Source organism: Brevundimonas sp. FV1ye28, from assembly GCF_058681135.1.
Genome location: NZ_CM178731.1, coordinates 12,501 through 32,994, shown reverse-complemented (window position 1 = coordinate 32,994; position 20,494 = coordinate 12,501). Strand labels below are relative to the sequence as shown.

General features: G+C 64.9%; 13 protein-coding genes, 1 tRNA gene and 2 rRNA genes (1 of these 16 running past the window's edge). 3 read left to right on the top strand and 13 right to left on the bottom strand.

Annotated features, from left to right (window positions below; genetic code table 11):
- Positions 1-18 precede the first annotated feature (18 nt).
- A complete protein-coding gene (locus ACW171_RS00140) occupies positions 19-1,365 on the bottom strand; it encodes a DcaP family trimeric outer membrane transporter (RefSeq protein ID WP_492094806.1) in 1,347 nt (448 codons plus the stop codon).
- Positions 1,366-1,529: 164 nt separating this feature from the next.
- Here ACW171_RS00140 and ACW171_RS00135 point away from each other — a divergent pair, with 164 nt between their 5' ends.
- Positions 1,530-2,147, top strand: coding sequence for a response regulator (locus tag ACW171_RS00135; RefSeq protein ID WP_492094804.1), 618 nt, complete (start codon positions 1,530-1,532; stop codon positions 2,145-2,147).
- Positions 2,148-2,162: 15 nt separating this feature from the next.
- On the opposite strand, the gene ACW171_RS00130 is transcribed toward ACW171_RS00135, so the two are convergent.
- Both ACW171_RS00130 and ACW171_RS00125 read right to left on the bottom strand, forming a co-directional pair.
- On the bottom strand, positions 2,163-5,549 hold the full coding sequence (locus ACW171_RS00130; protein WP_492094802.1) for a hybrid sensor histidine kinase/response regulator: 3,387 nt from the start codon (positions 5,547-5,549) through the stop codon (positions 2,163-2,165).
- 90 nt (positions 5,550-5,639) lie between these two features.
- Positions 5,640-7,313 carry an MFS transporter gene (locus ACW171_RS00125; protein WP_492094800.1) on the bottom strand — a complete coding sequence of 558 codons (1,674 nt, stop codon included), beginning with the start codon at positions 7,311-7,313 and terminating at the stop codon, positions 5,640-5,642.
- Positions 7,314-7,750: 437 nt separating this feature from the next.
- Between ACW171_RS00125 and ACW171_RS00120 the strand changes: the two genes are divergently transcribed.
- Together ACW171_RS00120 and ACW171_RS00115 are read left to right on the top strand one after the other, a co-directional pair.
- Positions 7,751-8,518: a histone deacetylase family protein gene (locus tag ACW171_RS00120; protein ID WP_492094798.1), complete on the top strand. Its 768-nt coding sequence runs from the start codon at positions 7,751-7,753 to the stop codon at positions 8,516-8,518.
- Positions 8,519-8,521: 3 nt separating this feature from the next.
- Positions 8,522-9,037 carry a 2'-5' RNA ligase family protein gene (locus ACW171_RS00115; RefSeq protein ID WP_492094796.1) on the top strand — a complete coding sequence of 172 codons (516 nt, stop codon included), beginning with the start codon at positions 8,522-8,524 and terminating at the stop codon, positions 9,035-9,037.
- A gap of 55 nt (positions 9,038-9,092) precedes the next feature.
- On the opposite strand, the gene ACW171_RS00110 is transcribed toward ACW171_RS00115, so the two are convergent.
- The 10 genes from ACW171_RS00110 to ACW171_RS00065 all read right to left on the bottom strand — a co-directional run.
- Complete coding sequence (locus ACW171_RS00110) at positions 9,093-9,782, bottom strand: response regulator (protein ID WP_492094794.1); 690 nt, start codon at positions 9,780-9,782, stop codon at positions 9,093-9,095.
- An 8-nt stretch (positions 9,783-9,790) separates the two neighbouring features.
- Positions 9,791-12,493, bottom strand: coding sequence for a DUF4118 domain-containing protein (locus ACW171_RS00105; RefSeq protein ID WP_492094792.1), 2,703 nt, complete (start codon positions 12,491-12,493; stop codon positions 9,791-9,793).
- Position 12,494: 1 nt separating this feature from the next.
- Positions 12,495-13,070, bottom strand: coding sequence for a potassium-transporting ATPase subunit KdpC (gene kdpC / locus ACW171_RS00100; RefSeq protein WP_492094790.1), 576 nt, complete (start codon positions 13,068-13,070; stop codon positions 12,495-12,497).
- 4 nt (positions 13,071-13,074) lie between these two features.
- The gene (locus ACW171_RS00095; protein WP_492094788.1) at positions 13,075-13,233 is read right to left on the bottom strand and encodes a hypothetical protein; all 159 of its coding nucleotides are present in this window, start codon (positions 13,231-13,233) and stop codon (positions 13,075-13,077) included.
- Positions 13,234-13,244: 11 nt separating this feature from the next.
- Positions 13,245-15,299 (bottom strand): potassium-transporting ATPase subunit KdpB, encoded by a 2,055-nt coding sequence (gene kdpB, locus ACW171_RS00090; RefSeq protein ID WP_492094786.1) that lies wholly within the window; start codon positions 15,297-15,299, stop codon positions 13,245-13,247.
- A gap of 19 nt (positions 15,300-15,318) precedes the next feature.
- The gene (kdpA, locus tag ACW171_RS00085) at positions 15,319-17,028 is read right to left on the bottom strand and encodes a potassium-transporting ATPase subunit KdpA (protein WP_492094784.1); all 1,710 of its coding nucleotides are present in this window, start codon (positions 17,026-17,028) and stop codon (positions 15,319-15,321) included.
- A gap of 12 nt (positions 17,029-17,040) precedes the next feature.
- Positions 17,041-17,127 (bottom strand): potassium-transporting ATPase subunit F, encoded by an 87-nt coding sequence (locus ACW171_RS00080; RefSeq protein WP_492096566.1) that lies wholly within the window; start codon positions 17,125-17,127, stop codon positions 17,041-17,043.
- A gap of 371 nt (positions 17,128-17,498) precedes the next feature.
- Positions 17,499-17,575, bottom strand: a tRNA-Met gene (locus ACW171_RS00075).
- A 60-nt stretch (positions 17,576-17,635) separates the two neighbouring features.
- Positions 17,636-17,750, bottom strand: a 5S ribosomal RNA gene (gene rrf, locus ACW171_RS00070).
- Between the two features lie 72 nt (positions 17,751-17,822).
- Positions 17,823-20,494 (bottom strand): 23S ribosomal RNA (locus ACW171_RS00065) (it continues 110 nt past the right edge of the window).

Sequence of the window (20,494 nt, the reverse complement as noted above, 5' to 3'; positions counted from 1 at the left end):
GGCGGGCTCTTCGGGGCGTTAGAAGCCATATTTCGCAAACACCTGAAGTCGGCTCATGTCGCCGGATACGCCAGATTCCAGCTCCCGCTCGCCGTGCATGAGCTCGGCGCCGATATCCAGAGCCGGGATGGGCGTCCAGATCAGATTGGCACGCAGGCTCTGGGCCGACTTGTTGGTCGCCAGACCGATGATCGAGCGATCATTGTCCACGGTCTGAGCCGACCAGGTCAAGTTCGAGCGCCACTGGGGCGACCAGACGTGGCGATAGCTGGCGAAGCCTGCGACGAGACCGATGGCCTGAAGGTCCCCGGACGCGTCGAGAACGGCGTCGTTGGCGAAGTTCAAGCCGACGTAACGGCCGATCCCCTCACCGCCGGACAGCATCAGTCGCAGATCGTCACTGGCGCCGAGCTTGATCTTGGCGGCGGCGGACAGGCCCCAGCCTGTCGTCGAGGACTCGATCGCGCCGACCCCCGTCGTCTGATACCGAAGCTGGCGCACCAGTCCGGCGAGCGAGGCTTCACCCCAGGGTCGGGTGATCGCATAGCGGGCGGTCAGGTCCGGCAGGCTGCTGTCGTCGGCGATGATCCGGGTCGCGGCGAGATTGGGCGTGACGGTCGTTTCAGGGTTCTCCAGCGAGATCGAGAACGGCCCGCGGGTGTAGCGAACCTGAACCTGGCGATTGAAGACGGTGCCTTCCGAGGGACCTACATAGTCGGCCGTCTCGGGCAGGACGGCCAGGTTCTGGAAGTTCGTCCACTCCTGGCCGAAGAGCCAGTTGTCGATGGTGACGAAGGCGCGGCGCAAGGCCGGGGTGGCAGGACTGGTCGTGCGCTGGTCGCCGGTTCCGGGCAGGACCTGGAAGTCCATTTCGATCCGCGTGCCGACCTTGCGACCACCGATCATGCCCTCGGTCGTCAGCCAGAACCGGGTCTGGCGCGCATTGAAGTCGGTCGCCGTTCCCTCATCGGCACCCCCGACCGGGATCGCGCCGGGCAGGTAGAAGTCGCGCAGCGCGTCGCCGTTCGCCGGGTCTCCGTCGCTATACCGGCTGGCCATGAAATCGGCCTTCACATATCCGCCGATCCTGAGGACATTGTTGCCGATGCGAAAGCCGTCGGCCGGCGCGGCGGCGGGCGTCGGCGCAGGGGGCGGCGCCGCAACGGCCTGGTCTATGCGGATGATGTCGCGGGCCTGCGCCGTCTGCTGAACGCTGGACGCCTGGACCTCGGCCTTCAAGGCGTTCAACTGGGCTTCCAGCAAGGCGATGCGGGCTTCCAGGGCGGATTGGGTTTGCTGCGCCTGGGCCGGCGCGGCGATGAGGGCGATCGCGGCTGTTCCCGCCATCAAGACGTTTCTGAGCATGGTGTCCTCCCGGGGCGCGTCTCATGCGAGCCTGCGGGGCGCACTTTCCGCGCGGTTCCACTTTGGGGCCATTAGCCATTGGTCTAGTTACGACCAAGGTCGGGGGGTGTCAGAATGGCGCAGGGCACGTGACGCCAGAACACGGCCCGGGAGCAGACGAGACCATGGACCGCATCGTCATTGCAGACGACCACCCCCTGTTCCGGGCGGCGCTCACGACCGCGATCGCGCGTGCGGCGCCCGGGGCTGAGATCGAGGAAACATCCAGCCTGGCCGGGGCGCGCGACGCCCTTGAGGCCGGCGCCGTCGACCTGTTGCTGCTGGACCTGAAACTGTCGGACAGCGAGGGTTTCGCGGGTCTGGCCGGTATCCGGGCAGACTTTCCCGCCGCGCCGGTGGCGATCGTCTCCGCCAGCGACGACGATGCGACGGTTCGTCGTGCCCTGGCCTTCGGGGCGGCAGGGTTCATTCCGAAGTCGGCGACCCTGACGCGAATGGTGGACGCGCTGGAAGCCATCCTATCTGGCGATGTCTGGTTCCCGGCCCTGAGCCAGGCAGAGCCGACCGAGTCCATCGAAGCGCGGATCGCCAGCCTGACGCCGTCGCAGCTCAAGATCCTGATCGGCCTGCAACAAGGTCGACTGAACAAGCAGATCGCGTTCGACTTGGGCGTCACCGAAGCGACGATCAAGGCGCACCTGACCGGCGTTTTCAAGAAGCTGGGCGTCCAGAACCGAACCCAGGCCGTGATCGCGGCCCAGGCCCTGACCACCCCGATCTGAGCAGGAAGAGCCGGATCAGTCTCGCTTGCTGGACAAGAAGGCCTTCAGGATCGCCGGCTTGACAGGCTTGGACATCAGGATCGCACCGGTTGCGGCCGCCTTGGCCGGCAGGCTGGGGTCAGCGTCGGCGCTGATGAGCGCGAGGTGACCGACACCGCGCGATCGCAGGGTTCCCAGGATGAACAGTCCATCCTCCCCCTCGCCCAGATGAAGATCGACCAAGGCCGCGTCAAACGGCCCCTTCTGCGTGAGGGCCGAGGCAGCGTCCGGGGCGGTCACGACGGTCATGCCCCATCGCGACAGCAGGACGCTCAGGGCCTCGAGGATGGCGGGCTCGTTGTCGACGCACAGAACGCGAAACCCGAGGGGAAGGCTTTGAGGCGCGAGAGTCACGGCGGTCGCGACGGGTCGTGCCTCGGCGAGCGGCGCCGCGACGGAAAAGCACGACCCTCTTCCCGGCGCAGATCGAAGCGTCAGCGGATGGTCGAGCAGCCGCGCGACCCGACGCACGATCGCCAGCCCGAGACCCACGCCAGGCTCGTCCCCGCCCTGTCCCGGAAGTCGCGTGAACTCGGTGAAGATGGCTTCCTGTTGATCCTCTGCGATGCCGCGGCCGGTGTCGAACACGTCGATCCTGAGCGTTCCGCCCTCCTTGCGGACTCCGACCAGGATACGGCCAGAGTCTGTGTAACGGATGGCGTTTCCGACGAGATTTTGAAGCAGAGACCGCAGAAGATCGGGGTCCGAGCGGACCCATCGGCGGGACGGGACGACGCTGAGCCGCAGTTCCTTCTGCATCGCCAGCGGCGTGAACTCGCGTCGAATGTCGGAGAGGATGGCTTCGACCGGCAAGGCCTCCACCGCCGGGCGCACCCCGCCGGCCTCAAGTCGCGAGAGATTCAAAAGCGCTTTCAGCAGGCCGTGGGCGGACTCGATCGAACGGTCTGCATTGTCCACTAGGCTGCGGGTCTCGGGCTCCTGTGCATCCGGGCCCTCCTTCAACGCAGCGATGAACAGACGGGCGGCGTGCAGCGGCTGAAGCAGATCGTGGCTGGCTGCGGCGAGGAAGCGGGTCTTGGAGGCCGTGGCGTCTTCGGCGGCCTGTTTGGCCTCGACCAGGCGCTCGGTCCGGTCCGCGACGCGGGCCTCGAGCCGCTCATTGGCCTCTTCGAGGGCCTGGGCGGCCCGTCTCAACTCAGTGATGTCCGTGTAGCTGGTCGCATAACCGCCGCCCGACATGGGCGCGCCGGTGGATTTGAGAATTCGCCCGGTCGGCTGGACGCGCTCGTGGTCATGCGGCTCGCGCCGTCGAAGCGCGTCCAGCCGGCGCTCGACCCAGGCCTCGAGTTCCACCGGCTCGACCTCGCCCCGCTGAGCGTTCAGGCGATAGACCGAGGCCACGGGCTGGCCGACATGGACGAAGCCTGCGGGCAGGTCGAACAGCTCGATATAACGCGCGTTCCAGGCGATGAGGCGCAGGTCTTCGTCGACCACGCTGACGCCCTGATCGATGTTGTCGAGCGTGGCCTGAAGCAGTTCACGATTGAACTGAACCGCCTGGGACGCCTCGTCCAGCATGCGCACGACGTCCTCGGGCGCCCGCCCGCCGCCGGCGAGCGCGGCGGAGATGACCCGGCGGGCCGAAGAGGCACCAACGGCGCCCGCCAGCATCCGTTCAGCGGCACGCGCCAGGCCGGCATCCGCCGGGTCGGCGTCCCGCATGGACCGGCCGGTCTCCCGCCCGAAGGCGGCGAAGGCCCGCTCCGCCCCCGGGTCCCCGATGAAGCGGGATACCAGCGTCTTGAGGTCGCCGACGGAGGCCCCTGACGGCGCCGAAGATCGCTCGCGCCAGTCGGGGCTGAGGCGATCCACGAAGGCCCGGGCCTGAACCTGATCGATCAGCCGCGGCCGCGCGGCGAGCGAGACCAGGACGTAGACGCCGGCATTGAGACCGAGGCTGAGGAAGACCGCCGTCGGCAAGGCATCGACCTGACCGAACGGGTGGACGGCGCCGGCGCCCAGGGCGGTCCCGATCTGCGGCAGGGCCAGCATCAACAGCCAGACCGCCGTGCCGCAGATGATTCCGGCGATGGCTCCTCGCGCGTGGCCGTTCCTCCAAAGAACCGCTCCGAACAGTGCGGGAGCCAACTGAGACAGGGCGGCGAAGGAGGTCAGGCCGATCGAGGCCAGGCCGGACGAGCGATCGATGGCCTGGAAGTAGAGCCAGGCGAAAAGCAGGATCACGCAGATCACGATCCGCCGAACCTGGAGAATGGTTTCGGCGATGTCCGAGGAATCCTCCCGGCGTCTCCAGCGATCACGGGCCAGCAGGGGCAGGATCAGGCTGTTGGAGGCCATGGCCGAGAGTGCGACGGTCTCCACGATGACCATGGCGGTGGCCGCCGAGAAGCCGCCGACGAAGACCACTGCGGTCAGAATTGCGGCGCCCTGGGAAAACGGCAGGTCCAGAACGAACAGGTCGGGGTTGGCGATGCCTGAGAACAGGCCGCCCGCCGCCAGCAGCGGCACGACGGCCAGGGTCGTGATCAGAAGATAGAGCGGAAAAACCCAGCGTGCCCGGCGCACCTGCGCGGGCTCGGCCGCCTCGACGAAGGCGACGTGAAACTGACGAGGCAGGCAGAAGATGGCCAGGGTCGCCAGCAGGGTGATGGCGATGAAGCGCGCGTCGATCACCGGCGGCGCGGCGAGATCCTTCAAGGCCATCGTCAGCGCGCCTGACGATGGCGAGCCGAACAGCAGCACGGCCGCGAAGATCGCGACCGCCACGAGAGCCGCCAGTTTGACGATCGACTCGACCGCAATGGCCTGGATCAGACCGCGGTTGTGTTCGGTCAGGTCCGGGCGACGCGCGCCGAACAGGATGGTGAATCCCGCCAGGATGCAGGCGATGACGGCGACGGTGAGCCGCTCCGACCCCGCCACCGGCGTGCCTTCGGTCAACAGGCGCCAGGCCATGGAGAGGGATTTCAGTTGCAACGCGATGTAGGGCACCGACCCGATGATCGCGACGCTGGCCACCAATGCGCCGAGCGTCTGGCTCTTGCCGTAGCGGGCGGCGATGAAGTCGGCGATGGAGCCGATGTTCTCGCGCCGGGCGGCGGCGGCGATACGGCGCCAGATCGGGAACAGGACGACGATGCCGACGGCCGGGCCGATATAGATCGGCAGAAACTCCCAGCCATCGCGGGACGCCGTGCCGACCGCCCCGTAATAGGTCCAAGAGGTGCAGTAGATCGCCAACGACAGCGCATAGGCCCAGGGACCGAGGCGACGCGTTGGGGCATGCGGTCCGAGGCGCTCGGTTCGCCAGGCGACGAAGAACAGCGCCGCCATATAGGCGGCGACCATCGCCAGGATCAGCAGACTGAACATCGGGTTCATCTAGAGGAGTTATCAACCGGCCCCGCAAGAGACAGAGGCGGGCGATCGTCGCCGATCCGCCCGCCCCTGCCCTGGCCTATTGCCGTCGGATCAGACGTTCAGGTCGACGTCCTTGCCTTCCTTGACCAGCAGGAAGCCCAGGATGACGGTGACGATGGCGACGATGATGGGATACCAGAGACCGTAGAAGATATTCCCCGTCGCCGCGACCATGGCGAAGGCAGTGGTCGGCAGGAAGCCGCCGAACCAGCCGTTGCCGATGTGATAGGGCAGCGACATCGAGGTGTAGCGGATGTTCGTGGGGAACATTTCGACCAGGGCCGCAGCGATCGGGCCGTAGACCATGGTCACATAGAAGCCGAGGATGAACAGGATCAGCACCACCATGGGCTTGTTGACCTGGGCGCTGTCGGCCTTGGCCGGATAACCCGCCGTCGCCAGAGCCGTGCCAAGACCGGCTTCCCAGGTCTTCTTCGCCGCCGCGAACTCGGCGGCCGGAAGGCCTTCGCCACGGAAGCTGGGATAGACCACGCTGTCGCCGATGCGGACCTCGGCGATCGTGCCCGCAGGGGCCGCCACGTTGGTGTAGTTGACCCCCGCCTTGGCGATGTAGGATTTGGCCAGGTCGCAGGACTGGTTGAAGACCGTCTTGCCCACGGGGTCGAACTGGACGTTACAGTCGGCCGGATCGGCATAGATGGTCACCGGCTGCGACGCGGTCGCCTGAGCCAGCGCGGGGTTGGCGGCGTTGGTGAGGGCCTGGAACAGAGGGAAATAGGTCAGGGCCGCGAGCAGGCACCCCGCCAGGATGACGGGCTTGCGGCCCACCTTGTCGGACAGCCAGCCCCAGAAGATGAAGAAGGGCGAGGCCGCGATCAGGGCGATCGCCAGCAGGATGTAGACCAGGGTCGAATCCACCTTCATGACCCGCTCGAGGAAGAACAGGGCGTAGAACTGGCCCGTGTACCAGACGACGGCCTGGCCGGCGGTCAGCCCCACCAGGGCGATGAGCACCAGCTTCAGGTTGGGCCACTTCAGGAACGAGTCCTTCAGCGGCGTGGGCGAACCCTTGCCCTCGGCCTTCATCTTCTGGAACGACGGGCTCTCGGCCAGCATTAGGCGGATCCAGAGCGACACGCCGAGCAGGATGATCGAGACCAGGAACGGGATTCTCCAACCCCAGTCGGCGAAGGCTTCCTCGCCTACGGCGAGACGGACGCCCAGGATGACCAGCAGGCTCAGCACCAGGCCGGCGGTCGCCGTAATCTGGATGAAGGAGGTGAAGAAGCCGCGCTTGCCCTTGGGCGCGTGCTCGGCGACGTAGGTGGCGGCGCCGCCGTATTCACCGCCCAGAGCCAGACCCTGGATCAGGCGCATGGCCACCAGGATGATCGGGGCAGCGATGCCGATGGCGGCATAGGACGGCAACAGACCGACGACGAAGGTCGACAGGCCCATGAGCAGCATGGTGACCAGGAAGGTGTTCTTGCGACCCCACAGGTCGCCCAGCCGGCCGAAGAAGACGGCGCCGAAAGGACGAACGGCGAAGCCGGCCGCGAAGGCCATCAGGGCGAAGATATAGCCGGTCGTCTCGTTCACGCCCGAGAAGAACTGGGCGGTGATGATCGCGGCCAGGGAGCCGTACAGATAGAAGTCGTACCACTCGATCACGGTGCCGACGGATGAGGCGAGGATCACGAGACGCGATCGCTTGTCGAGCGCCTTCTGATCCGTCGCTGGCGCACCCAGGGTGCTGTCGGTCATAGAATTCCTCCCAAAAGTCATGGCCGTTGATCGGCCGTTCTGTCGCCGCGGCCACGCGCGTCGATCCCGATCGTGACAGCGATCGCTCGCTTGAGGCAGCCCGACTTTCGTCGAAAAGCCCCGCTTGATGATGCAACCCGCGGCCTGGCCCGAGGCGGCGCTTCATGGCTGATCGCGTGACGCCGTGACCCAGGCTGTATTTCGATGGAGGGGGAAGGCCAATGCAGCCGCCCAGCCGCCAAGGTGTTGTCAATAATGAACATGCCTACACCGCCCCCCCTTCCCCCGGTCGTCTACCACCCGGCCTACAGCGCTCCGATGCCGCCGGGTCATCGCTTCCCGATGTCCAAGTACGCCCGGCTGGCCCAGGTGCTGGCTGAAGAGGGACTGATCGGTCCAGAGGGGCTGCACACACCCCTGAACCCGCCAGCTTCGAGATGCTCGCCGCCGTGCACGATCCCGACTACGTGCGTCAGGTGCTGGACGCGGCCGTGCCTCCGAACCTGGAGCGGGTCATCGGCATGCAGGTGAACCGAGGCGTTTCCGATCGCGCGCAGGCGGCTGTCGGCGGCACCTTGATGGCAACGCGGCTGGCGCTCCGCCATGGCCTGGCCTGCAACACCGCAGGTGGCAGCCACCACGCCAACCCAAAGGGCGGTGCCGGCTTCTGCGTCTTCAACGACATCGGCGTGGTCGGTCGCGTGATGCTCGACGCCGGCGAGATCCGGCAGGCGCTCGTCGTCGATCTGGACGTCCACCAGGGCGACGGCACCGCCCTGATCTTTGAGCACGAGCCGCGGGTCTTCACCTTCTCGATGCACGGCGAAAAGAACTATCCCGTGCGGCGCGGCCCGAGCGACCTCGACATCGACCTGCCCGATGGCACCGGCGACGACGCCTACATGGCCGAGTTGCGGGCGATCCTTCCTGGACTGCTCCACCGCGTCCAGCCGGATCTCGTCTTCTACATCGCGGGCGTCGACCCGCACGAAAGTGACCGCCTAGGCAGGCTCGGCCTCAGCGACGCGGGACTTGCCGCGCGCGACGCCTATGTTCTGGAGACCTGCCTCCTCGTCGCGCCGGTCGTCGGCGTCATCGGCGGCGGTTACGACGATGACATCGACCGGTTGGCGCGTCGCCATGCCATCCTGCACCGAGCCGCCGCCGACGCTTGGCGCAGAGGGCTGGCCCACGGGGCCGGGTGAGTCATGGCTGACCAACCACCCCTTATCGTCACGGTCGCCCTCGATGAGGGGGCCTTCGATTGGTTCGAGGATTTGCGCCAGTCGCACTTCCCGCGTCACCGAAACAAGGTGCCCGCCCACCTCACCCTCTTCCACGCCCTCCCGGGCGAACATGAGCGAGTGGTCGTAGAGACGCTGAAAGCGGCATGCCGATGCCGCGGTCCAATCCAGATGGAGGTTCGAAGCCCTTGGTCATTGGGACAAGGCGTTGCCTATCGGCTTGCCTCCCCTGAGCTCGACGATCTGCGGAAAGAGCTGGCCACCGCTTTCTCGCCTTGGCTCACGCGTCAGGATCAGGCGCCGCATCGGCCGCACATCACAATCCAGAACAAAGCCGAGCCGGAGGACGCTCGCCTGTTGCTGGAGCGCCTGCAAATGGAGTTCGAGCCCTTTCACATCTTTGCCGAAGGTCTGCTGCTCTGGCGTTATCTCGGAGGCCCATGGGCGTTGGTCGACCGATTTGAGTTCGACGGTCCCTGAGCCTGGAGACAAAAGGCTATGCAGCATCGTCGATCAGACCGGCGCACTCGCCCGATCAATACGACAGGCGATATCCGACACCGGGCTCGGTCAGGAAGACGGTCGGCTCCGATGGGTTGGCTTCCAGCTTCTGCCGCAACTGGCCGATAACGACCCTGAGATACTGGGTATCCGCGACGTGGGCCGCGCCCCAGACGGCGGTCAGTAGTTCCGAATGCGTCACCAGCTTGCCTGCGTGGCGGGCGAGCATGGCGCAGACGTCGTACTCCTTCGGCGTAAGGCGGACCGGCTCGCCCGTCCGCGTCACCAATCGACGCTCCAGATCTATGACTACGTCGCCCGTCGTCACCGGACCGGCCGGACCGCTTACACCCGCAACCTGACGCAGGGCGACGCGTATCCGTGCCAGCAATTCCCCGACCCCAAAGGGCTTCTCGACATAGTCGTTCGCGCCCAGGTCCAGGGCCGAGATCTTCTCCGCCTCCCGGTCGCGGGCGGACAGGACGATCATCGGCCCGGCATAGAACTCCCGCGCTCGGGCTAGGACGTCCTTGCCGTCCATGTCGGGCAGGCCGAGGTCCAGCACGACGACGTCAGGGTTCCAGAGTGCGATGGCGCGCAGGCCTTCTTGACCGCTATCCGCCCTCTTCGGATCAAACCCGGCGGCGTCCAACGCCGGCGACAGAAACCGGTGGATCTGCGGCTCGTCGTCAATGACCAGGATCGAGGTGCGGCTGGCGGACATCAGACTTTCTAGAGCAGTTCGTGGTGCGTCGCGATCGCCTTGGGCAGGCTGATCAGGATACGCGTGCCGTGATCGTCATGGATCGGGCTGGCGGCGGCGATACGGCCCTCCATGGCCTCGACGAACCCCTTGGCGATGGCGAGGCCCAGCCCCGCGCCCTGTGATCGGTCAGAGGGTTCGTCCATGCGACGAAATTTGTCGAACACCTGTTCCAAGGCTTCTGTCGGGATGCCCCTGCCCTCGTCCTCGATCGAGATCACCACCGCCCCCCGATCCTCATAGGCCGCCAGTTCGATGGTTGAGCCGTCCGGGCTGTAGGCGACGGCGTTCTCGAGAATGTTGACGACGGCCTGTTCCAGCAGTCCCTGATCCAGCATCACCAGACTGAGTTCAGCCGGGAAGTCGCGCGTCAGTCGCCGTTGGCCGAGACGTCGCCCGACACGCTCTGCCGCCGCGTTCAGCACGTCGCGCACATCGGTCCAGTCGGACTTCACGTTCAACCCGCCGCCCTCCAGTCGGGTCATGTCCAGCAGGTCGCCGACATAGCGGTTCAGACGCTCCGCCTCCTCGCGGATCGAGCCCAACAGATCGGCGCGCACCTCGGGCTTCAGGGCGTCTCCATAGTCGATCAGTGTTGTCGCCGACCCCAGCACGGTCGACAGCGGTGTCCTGAGGTCGTGGCTGACCGAATTCATCAGCGCGCCCCGGAACCGGTCCGTCCGCCTGAGGGTCTGGGTCTCCAGTTCCTCGCCCGCCAGTTCAGCCCGCTCCAGGGCGACCGCGCCCTGATCCATGACCGCCAATGCCAGACGTTCCTCGTCGGAGCCCGGCGCGAGGCCCACCGCCTCCACCCCCGCGACGCCCGACCGGCGACGCACGCCGTTCAGCGGTCGGAAGGTCCAGCGGGTCTGCGGCAGGGTGCCGGTGCCATAGCCGGCCGCCTCACCCTTCTCCCAGGCCCAGCGTGCGGCGGCCATCTCAGCGGCGCCGAGTGTCAGAGGCGGCTCGGCTTTTCCGGGCTTCAACGGAGCCATGGCGGCCACGGCGATGTCATCGCCCTCAGGCAGCAGAACGACGGCGCGGGCGCCGGCGGCGGCGGCCGTCTGTTCACCCAGAACCCGTGCGGCGGTCCCCCGGTCCTCGGCGGCAGACAGACTCTGGCTGGCGACCAGCAGGGCGGACACGGCGGAGGCCCTACGCTGCGCTCGCCTCGCCTGTTCCCTGACCCGCCCCGCCAGCGCCCCCGTCACCGTGGCGATGGCCCAGAAGACGATCAGGGTCAGGATGTCGGTCGGCGAGCCGATGGCAAAGGTGTAGCGCGGCTCCAGGAACAGGAAGTTATAGGTCAAGAAGGCCACGGTCGCCGCCGCCAGCGCGGGTTTCAGCCCGTACAGCACGCCCGCGGCCAGCACCGCCGCCATATAGACGACGCCCAGATCGACACGCTCGAAGCTGCGATCCAGCACCAGAGCGGCTGCGGTCGCCAGTGCGATGAACCCGGCGCCGATGCCATAACCGCGCAGATCTCTCATCCAATCGCCGGGCGTCGTCACGGGACGAGGCCTGGCTTCCGGCGCGGTGGTATCGGTGACCACATGGATCGCGACACCCTGCGCCGCCCTGAGCAGTTCGGCGGCCAGCGACCGGCCGAACACTTCGCTGAACCGCGCGCGCCAGCCCTGCACCACCGACCGCCCCAGCACGATCAGGGTCACATTATTCCGGTGCGCATAGTCGGTGACCGTCCGCACGACGTCGTCCCCGCTCAGCAGCAAGGTCCGTCCGCCTAGCTGTTCCGCCAGCTTGAACGCTTCGGCCAGGCTCTGCGCCCGGCCCACGTCGCCCGAGGCGCTGGAAGGCCGGTCGACCGTCGCCACGGTCCAGGGCGCGTCCATCATCATGTCGGACAGTCGCCGTCCGGTCCGCACCAGCATCCCGGCCATATCGTCACCGCCGACCAGCACCAGGATCCGCTCCCCCACCGCCCACGGCCCCTGAACACCCCGTTCACGCAGGGTGGCCACCAACTGGTCGTCGACCGTCTGGGCCGCGCGTCGCAACGCCAGCTCTCGCAGGGCCGTCAGGTTCTCGATTTTGAAGAAATTCTCGGACGCCAGCCGCGCCGTTTCGGGCACATAGACCTTGCCCTCCTGCAGTCGGGTCCGAAGATCCTCGGGCGTGATGTCCACCACCTCGATGTCGTCGGCGCGGCTCAGGGCGCTGTCGGGCACCGCCTCTCTCTGGCGCACGCCCGTGATGCGCAGGATCACGTCCGACAGGCTCTCCAGATGCTGAACGTTCAGCGTGGTCCAGACGTCGATCCCGGCCGCCAGGATTTCCTCCACGTCCTGCCAGCGTTTGGGGTGGCGCGATCCAGGCGCGTTCGAATGCGCATACTCATCGACCAGCAACAGCTCCGGCCGCCGCGCGATAGCGCCGTCGATGTCGAACTCCAGCAGGGTCCGGTCGCGATGCTCCAGCGGATTTCGGGCCATGACGTCCAGCCCCCGCAGCAGACTCTCGGTTTCCTTCCTGCCGTGGGTCTCGACCACCCCGACAACGACGTCGCCGCCCTCGGCCTTTCGACGTCGGGCGGCGCGCAGCATCTCATAGGTCTTGCCGACGCCCGGCGACATGCCGAGGAAGACCTTCAGCCGACCCCGTTTTCGTCGGGCGGTCGAGGTCGGCTGTGAGAGGTCCGGCTCTGGCAAATCAGGCGGCCGGAACGCGCTGGTCCAGCGCGCGATTGGTCATCAGGACATTGACGTGCGGCTGGCCGATAAAGCCCAGAAGCGGTTGCCGGGTGTTCGCGTCGATCACGGCCTGCACCTCTTTCACCGCCACGCCGCGCGCCGTTGCGACCCGGGCGGCCTGCAGGCGAGCGTAGGCCGGTGACACGTCCGGGTCGAGGCCCGAAGCCGAGGTCGTCACCGCATCGGCGGGGATGGCCGCGCCATTCGCCTCGACCCTCAGGGCGTGCGCATCTACGGCCACCCGCGTGGCCAGATCGGCGTTCAACGGCCCGAGGTTGGAGCCCGACGATCCGGCGGCGTCATAGCCGTCACCCGCCGCCGACGGACGCGGGTGCAGATAGCGAGCTTCGGCGAAGGGCTGACCGATCAGGGCCGAGCCGCGCACCGTTCCGTCGGCGTCGCGGATCAGGCTACCCTGCGCCTGGGCTGGAAACACCGTCTGCGCGAAGCCTGTGATCCCCAGAGGATAGGCCAGGCCCAGAAGCAGTGTGAACAGGGCGACCATCACGACCGCCGGACGAAGTTGATTGACCATGATCTCAGTCCTTGAGGGCGACGTTCGCCGGAACCGGCGCGGGTCGGCTGGAGGTGTCGGCGACGCGATCGTGCGGCACGAGGGCGGCGACCAGGATGGCGATGATGAAGAAGAGGGCGAACCAGGGATCGTTCTTACCGGCGGCCTTTAACTTGCGAGGCATGGCGGCGGTTCTCACGCCAGACCCAGACCGGTGATGATCAGGTCGATCGCCTTGATCCCGATGAAGGGCGCGATCAGCCCGCCAAGGCCGTAGATCAGCAGGTTGCGGCCCAGCAGGGGTCCTGCCCCGATGGCGCGATACTTGACGCCTCGAAGAGCCAACGGGATCAGGGCCACGATCACCAGGGCGTTGAAGATGACCGCCGACAGGATCGCGCTTTCGGGAGAGCCCAGGTCCATGACGTTCAGCGCGCCCAGCGCAGGCAGAGCGACCACGAACATCGCCGGGATGATGGCGAAATACTTGGCTACGTCGTTGGCGATGGAGAAGGTCGTCAGGGCGCCACGAGTGATCAGCAGTTGCTTGCCGACCTCGACGATTTCGATGACCTTTGTGGGGTCGCTATCGAGATCGACCATGTTGCCGGCCTCGCGCGCGGCCTGGGCCCCGGTCTGCATGGCGACGCCGACATCGGCTTGGGCGAGCGCCGGGGCGTCGTTGGCGCCGTCGCCGCACATGGCCACCAGGCGACCCTTCGCCTGTTCGGCCTTGATGAGGCGCATCTTGTCCTCCGGCGTGGCCTCGGCGAGGTAGTCATCGACTCCGGCCTCCGAGGCGATCGCCGCCGCCGTGACCGGGTTGTCGCCGGTGATCATGACGGTCCGGAGACCCATGCGGCGCAGTTCGGCAAACCGCGCCTTCACCCCAGGCTTCACCACGTCCTTCAGGTGGATGACCCCGACCAGACGGCCGTTCTCAGTCACCGCCAGAGGCGTGCCGCCCGACCGGGCGATCCGGTCCACGGCGGCGGTGAACTCGACCGGTGCGACTGCGCCCTTGTCCAGCGACTTGAGCACGGCATCGACCGCCCCCTTGCGCCAGGATTGCTCGCCCGCGTCGACCCCCGACTGGCGCGTCACGGCGGTGAAGGGAATGGCCGTCGCGCCCTGCGGCAGTTCGGCGGCGACACCGGCATTGCGGCCCAGTTCGACGATCGAGCGACCTTCGGGCGTCTCATCGGCCAGAGACGCCATGACGGCCGCGCGCAGGGCGGCTTCAGGGCGAACCCCGGCGACGGCGATCACTTCGGTCGCCATGCGGTTGCCAAAGGTGATGGTGCCGGTCTTGTCGAGCAGCAGGGTGTCGACGTCGCCGGCGGCCTCCACGGCCCGGCCCGAGGTGGCCAGGACGTTGACCTTCAGCAGACGGTCCATGCCCGCGATGCCGACGGCCGACAGCAAGCCTCCGATGGTTGTCGGGATCAGGGTGATGAACAGGGCGCCCAGCACGATCGGATCCAGGGTCACCCCCGAATAGGCGCCGAGGCCCAACAGAGTCACCACCGCGATCAGGAAGACCAGCGTCAGCCCGGCCAGCAGCACCGAAAGGGCCAATTCGTTCGGGGTCTTCCGCCGGTTCGCGCCCTCGACCATGGCGATCATCCGGTCGAGGAAGGTCGAGCCGGGAGCTGAGGTGATGCGCACCTTGATCCAGTCCGAGACCACGGTCGTGCCGCCGGTGACGGCCGAACGGTCGCCGCCGCTTTCGCGGATGACCGGCGCGCTCTCGCCGGTGATGGCGGCCTCGTTGACCGAGGCGACCCCCTCGACGATCTCGCCGTCGGACGGAATGACGTCACCAGCCTCGACCAGGACGATGGAGCCCACCGTCAGGTCGTTCGCTGGAACCGATGAGACCGCGCCGGTGGCCGGATCGATCAGCTTGGCCGGCGTCGTGACGCGAGTGGCCCGGAGCGAGCCCGCCGCCGCCTTGCCCCGGCCTTCGGCGACGCTTTCGGCGACATTGGCGAACAGGACGGTCAGCCACAGCCAGACGGCCAGCTGGATGGCGAATCCGGCTGAGCCGCCGCCGACGAGGACGACCGCCGCCGAGAGTGTGGACAGCATCGCGACCAGCCAGGTCGCGAAGATCACCGGGTTCTTCAGCAGATGAACAGGGTTCAGCTTAATGACGGCATCGGTCAGAGCGCGACTGATCATAGCCCTGTTCAGGGTTCCGCCCAACGGCGCCTTGTCAGGCGCGATCTCAGGATTTGCGAAGGTCATTTCAGGATGTCCGGACGGCTCAGGCCTGTGCCGCACCGGCGAGCATCTGGAAATGCTCGATGATGGGTCCCAGTGCGAGAGCGGGGAAGAACTGCAGCCCGCCGAGGATAACGATCACCCCGATCAGCAGGCCGATGAAGAGAGGGCCGTGGGTCGGCAGGGTGCCGGTAGACGGCGCAAGCTTGGGCTTCCTCACCAGCGATCCGGCGATGGCCAGGACCGCGATGGCCGGCACGAACCGACCCACCAGCATGCCGATGCCCAGTGTCGTGTTCCACCAGGGCGCATTGGCGGTCAGTCCCGCGAAAGCCGACCCGTTGTTCGCCGCCGCCGAGGTGTAGGCGTAGAGCATCTCCGACAGACCGTGCGGCCCGTCATTCAGCAACCCCTCCATCGCCGTCGGGAAAACCGCCGCGACGGATGTGAAGCCGAGGATGGCCAGCGGCAGCACCAGCACCGCGATCATGGCGTACTGAATCTCGCGCGCCTCGATCTTCTTGCCGAGGTATTCCGGCGTGCGACCGACCATCAGGCCCGCCACGAAGACCGACAGCACGGCCATCACAACCATGATCGAGATGCCCGAACCGATCCCGCCCGGCACGATTTCGCCCAGTTGCATCAGGAACATCTGGATACCGCCCGACAGCGGCATATAGCTGGCGTGCATCGAGTTGACCGAGCCATTGGAGGCGCCGGTCGTCGGTCCGGCCCAGGCGACCGAGGACGGAATTCCAAACCGGGTTTCCTTACCCTCCATGTTCATCGGTTGCTCGATCCCCGCCGCGACGAGCGCCGGCGCGGGCTGGCTTTCGGCCGCATAGATGCCAGCCGTGCAGGCGCTCAGCAGAATCAGGGCGGCGGCGACCAGCGCGCGCACCTCCTTCTTGGCCAGCACGCTGCGTCCAAAGGCGAAGAAGGCGGCCCAGCCGAGCACGTTGATCGCCACCGAGGTGATGAGGTTCGTCAGCACCGTCGGGTTCTCGAACGGGTGAGACGAGTTGACGTTGAAGATGCCGCCGCCATTGATGCCGAGCTGTTTGATCGCCAGCTGGCTGGCGACCGGAAAGACAGACAGGGTCTGGTCTGCGCCTTCCAGCGTCCGCGCCGTGACCGAGGCGTCGAGGGATTGCACCACGCCCAGACCGGCCAGCACGACAGCCAGAACGATGGAGGCCGGCAGCAAGAGGTAGAGGGTGGTCCGGGTGACATCGGCCCAGAAGTTTCCGACCCCCTCCCCTCGATCCGCGACAAACGCCCGGGCCAGGGCGGCGGCGATGGTCGCGCCGGTGGCGGCCGACAGGAAGTTCTGCACGGTCAGCCCGACCATCTGGGTGAAGGTCGACATCGTCGTTTCACCGCCATAGCTCTGCCAGTTGGTGTTGGTGACGAAGCTGACGGCCGTGTTGAAGGCCAGATGCGGCGAGACGCCGTCGAAACCCTGCGGGTTCAGCGGCAGTCCGCCCTGCAGACGCAGGATCGAGAAGAGCAGGAAGAAGCCGACAGCGTTGAAGGTCAGAAGCGCACCGGCATAGCCGACCCAGCCTTGGCTGCGGCTCGGGTCGACGCCCGAGGCCTTGTAGAAGACGCCCTCGACAGGACGCAGCATCGGGTCGAGCCACGTGGCCTCGCCGTTCCACACGCGCGACAGATAGAGACCCAGCGGCCAGCCGATGGCGACGGACAGACCCAGCGTCAGGGCGATTTCGGCCCAACCTTGAATGTTCATGGCGGCGGCTCCTCAGAACCGCTCGGGGCGCACGAGCGCCACGATCATGTAGATGCCGACGACGAGTGCGCCGACGCCCCAAAGGACATTAAGCAGCATCGTCACACCTTGTTCAGCGCAACGGCGAGAACGGCGAAGGCCACAAAGGCCCCGCCGCCGATCGCCAGATAAATCACATCGGCCATGCCGAGATCTCCGGGGTCAGTTCGAGCCGGAGTTTTCCCAGAGAAGGCCGTAAGGGCGCGATGCGGAACGAGGGCCGCTGCATAAGGGCAGCGTAAAGACGCCGGTTCAGTGTTGCTGCGGCTAGGACGGAGAAGCGGCGTGGCGACACCCGCTGGGGCAGCAGGGCAAGTTCAGGTTGAAGGACTACGGATCTCTCGCGCCAGCGTGGCTGGATCACAGACGCACAAAAGCCCCGCTGGGGGGCAGCGGGGCTTTTGCAGTGTCTCACCGGCGTGAGGTATTTTTGGGTGCGGGAGCAGGATTTGAACCTGCGACCTTCAGGTTATGAGCCTGACGAGCTACCGGGCTGCTCCATCCCGCGGCAAACGGTAGTGTGAAGGAAGATGTTCGAGAAGAGGTACAGTTGATATCCGCTTGGTAGACCCGGCGGCGACCTACTCTCCCATGCCTTGAGACATAGTACCATCGGCTCTGGAGGGCTTAACGACCGAGTTCGGGATGGGATCGGGTGGGGAACCTCCGACATAACCACCAGGTCAACCGAGCGGATATCAGACTGTGCGAGAAGACATTGTCGTATTCGAATATCGAATGAGTTTTGCTGAGAAACGATCAAGCCGATCGGATTATTAGTACCAGTAAGCTTCATGCGTCGCCGCACTTCCACACCTGGCCTATCAACGTGGTAGTCTTCCACGATCCTCAGCGAAGCCTTGTTTTGAGGTTAGTTTCCCGCTTAGATGCTTTCAGCGGTTATCTATTCCATACTTAGCTACCCTGCTGCACAGCTGGCGCCATGACAGGTACACCAGAGGTATGTCCATCCCGGTCCTCTCGTACTAGGGACAGATCCTCTCAAGCTTCGAACACCCACGGCAGATAGGGACCAAACTGTCTCACGACGTTCTGAACCCAGCTCACGTACCACTTTAATCGGCGAACAGCCGAACCCTTGGGACCTGCTCCAGCCCCAGGATGTGATGAGCCGACATCGAGGTGCCAAACTTTGCCGTCGATATGGACTCTTGGGCAAAATCAGCCTGTTATCCCTAGAGTACCTTTTATCCGTTGAGCGATGGCCCTTCCACGCGGGACCACCGGATCACTATGGCCGACTTTCGTCTCTGCTCGACTTGTCAGTCTCGCAGTCAGGCGGGCTTATGCCATTGCACTCGACGACCGATTTCCGACCGGTCTGAGCCCACCATCGCGCGCCTCCGTTACACTTTAGGAGGCGACCGCCCCAGTCAAACTACCCACCACGCCATGTCCCGGGACCGGATAACGGTCCTCGGTTAGACGTCAACGACAGTAAGGGTGGTATTTCAAGGATGGCTCCACCAGAGCTGGCGCCCCGGTTTCATAGCCTCCCACCTATCCTACACATACGGTCGCTAACGCCAAGGCGAAGCTATAGTAAAGGTTCATAGGGTCTTTCCGTCTGACCGCGGGAACCCCGCATCTTCACGGGGAATTCAATTTCACTGAGCCTATGCTGGAGACAGTGGGGAAGTCGTTACGCCATTCGTGCAGGTCGGAACTTACCCGACAAGGAATTTCGCTACCTTAGGACCGTTATAGTTACGGCCGCCGTTTACCTGGGCTTCAGTTCGACGCTTTCACATCTCCCTTTAACCTTCAGGCACCGGGCAGGCGTCAGACCCTATACGTCGCATTGCTGCTTCGCAGAGCCCTGTGTTTTTGCTAAACAGTCGCTACCCCCTGGCTTGTGCCACTCTGCAAAGGTTGCCCTAAGCAGAGTCACGCTTATTCCGAAGTTACGCGTGCAATTTGCCGAGTTCCTTCAGCATAGTTCTCTCAAACGCCTTGGTATGCTCTACCTGACCACCTGTGTCGGTTTCGGGTACGGTCTCTGCTGGAGTTATTTCCAGGGACAACTTCCCTGCCAGGACAATCCAATAAGCCCTGACAAGTTGCGCCATCCGTCACTTCCAGCTGGTGCAGGAATATTTACCTGCTTCCCATCGACTACGCTTTTCAGCCTCGCCTTAGGGGCCGACTAACCCTGCGCAGATTAGCTTTACGCAGGAACCCTTGGTCTTTCGGCGGGAGTGTCTCTCACACTCCTATCGTTACTCATGTCAGCATTCTCACTTCCGATACCTCCAGCCAGGCTCACGCCTGACCTTCACCGGCTTACGGAACGCTCCGCTACCGCTCACTTACGTGAACCCATATCTTCGGCGACTGGCTTGAGCCCCGTTACATTTTCCGCGCAGGATCGCTTGATCAGTGAGCTGTTACGCTTTCTTTAAAGGATGGCTGCTTCTAAGCCAACCTCCTGATTGTCAAAGCAATCCCACATCGTTTCCCACTTAGCCAGTACTTGGGGGCCTTAGATGATGGTTAGGGTTGTTTCCCTTTTCACGACGGACGTTAGCACCCGCCGTGTGTCTGCCCGATAGTTCTCTCAGGTATTCGGAGTTTGGTTAGTATTGGTACCGCTCGCGCAGCCCGCAACCATCCAGTGCTCTACCCCCTGAGGAATTCGTCGGACGCTCTACCTAAATAGATTTCGCGGAGAACCAGCTATGTCTAGGTTTGATTGGCCTTTCACCCCTATCCACAAGTCATCCCAGAATTTTTCAACATTCACGGGTTCGGCCCTCCAGTAAGTGTTACCTTACCTTCAGCCTGCTCATGGATAGATCACCTAGTTTCGGGTCGTCATACGTCGAACTTAGCGCCCTATTCAGACTCGCTTTCGCTGCGCCTACACCTAACGGCTTAAGCTTGCTCGACACATGAAGTCGCTGACCCATTATACAAAAGGTACGCCGTCACCTCGCTTGGAGGCTCCGACTGCTTGTAGGCTTCCGATTTCAGGATCTGTTTCACTCCCCTTGTCGGGGTGCTTTTCACCTTTCCCTCACGGTACTTGTTCACTATCGGTCGTAGAGGAGTACTTAGGCTTGGAGGGTGGTCCCCCCATGTTCAGACAGGATTTCACGTGTCCCGCCCTACTCGAGTCTTCTGCTGTTTGACGCCTACGGGGCTTTCACCCGCTATGGCCGACCTTTCCAGATCGTTCGGCTTTATGTCACAGAAGCACTGGCCTGGTCCCGGTTCGCTCGCCACTACTACGGGAGTCTCGGTTGATGTCCTTTCCTCCGGGTACTGAGATGTTTCAGTTCCCCGGGTTTGCTTAATGAACCCTATGTATTCAGGTCATTATACCTTTGAACGATCCGCCAATCCTCGCACCCCCGAAGGGGAGCAAAGTTGGAAGACCGTAAAGGTGGGTTTCCCCATTCGGAAA

Coding starts and splice junctions, on each gene's coding strand:
- ACW171_RS00110 (WP_492094794.1), bottom strand. CDS start 9,782: ATGTCCGCCAGCCGCACCTCGATCCTGGTCATTGACGACGAGCCGCAG.
- ACW171_RS00135 (WP_492094804.1), top strand. CDS start 1,530: ATGGACCGCATCGTCATTGCAGACGACCACCCCCTGTTCCGGGCGGCG.
- kdpA (WP_492094784.1), bottom strand. CDS start 17,028: ATGAACATTCAAGGTTGGGCCGAAATCGCCCTGACGCTGGGTCTGTCC.
- ACW171_RS00125 (WP_492094800.1), bottom strand. CDS start 7,313: ATGACCGACAGCACCCTGGGTGCGCCAGCGACGGATCAGAAGGCGCTC.
- kdpB (WP_492094786.1), bottom strand. CDS start 15,299: ATGACCTTCGCAAATCCTGAGATCGCGCCTGACAAGGCGCCGTTGGGC.
- ACW171_RS00140 (WP_492094806.1), bottom strand. CDS start 1,365: ATGCTCAGAAACGTCTTGATGGCGGGAACAGCCGCGATCGCCCTCATC.
- ACW171_RS00120 (WP_492094798.1), top strand. CDS start 7,751: ATGCTCGCCGCCGTGCACGATCCCGACTACGTGCGTCAGGTGCTGGAC.
- ACW171_RS00095 (WP_492094788.1), bottom strand. CDS start 13,233: ATGCCTCGCAAGTTAAAGGCCGCCGGTAAGAACGATCCCTGGTTCGCC.
- ACW171_RS00130 (WP_492094802.1), bottom strand. CDS start 5,549: ATGAACCCGATGTTCAGTCTGCTGATCCTGGCGATGGTCGCCGCCTAT.
- ACW171_RS00080 (WP_492096566.1), bottom strand. CDS start 17,127: ATGCTGCTTAATGTCCTTTGGGGCGTCGGCGCACTCGTCGTCGGCATC.
- ACW171_RS00115 (WP_492094796.1), top strand. CDS start 8,522: ATGGCTGACCAACCACCCCTTATCGTCACGGTCGCCCTCGATGAGGGG.
- kdpC (WP_492094790.1), bottom strand. CDS start 13,070: ATGGTCAATCAACTTCGTCCGGCGGTCGTGATGGTCGCCCTGTTCACA.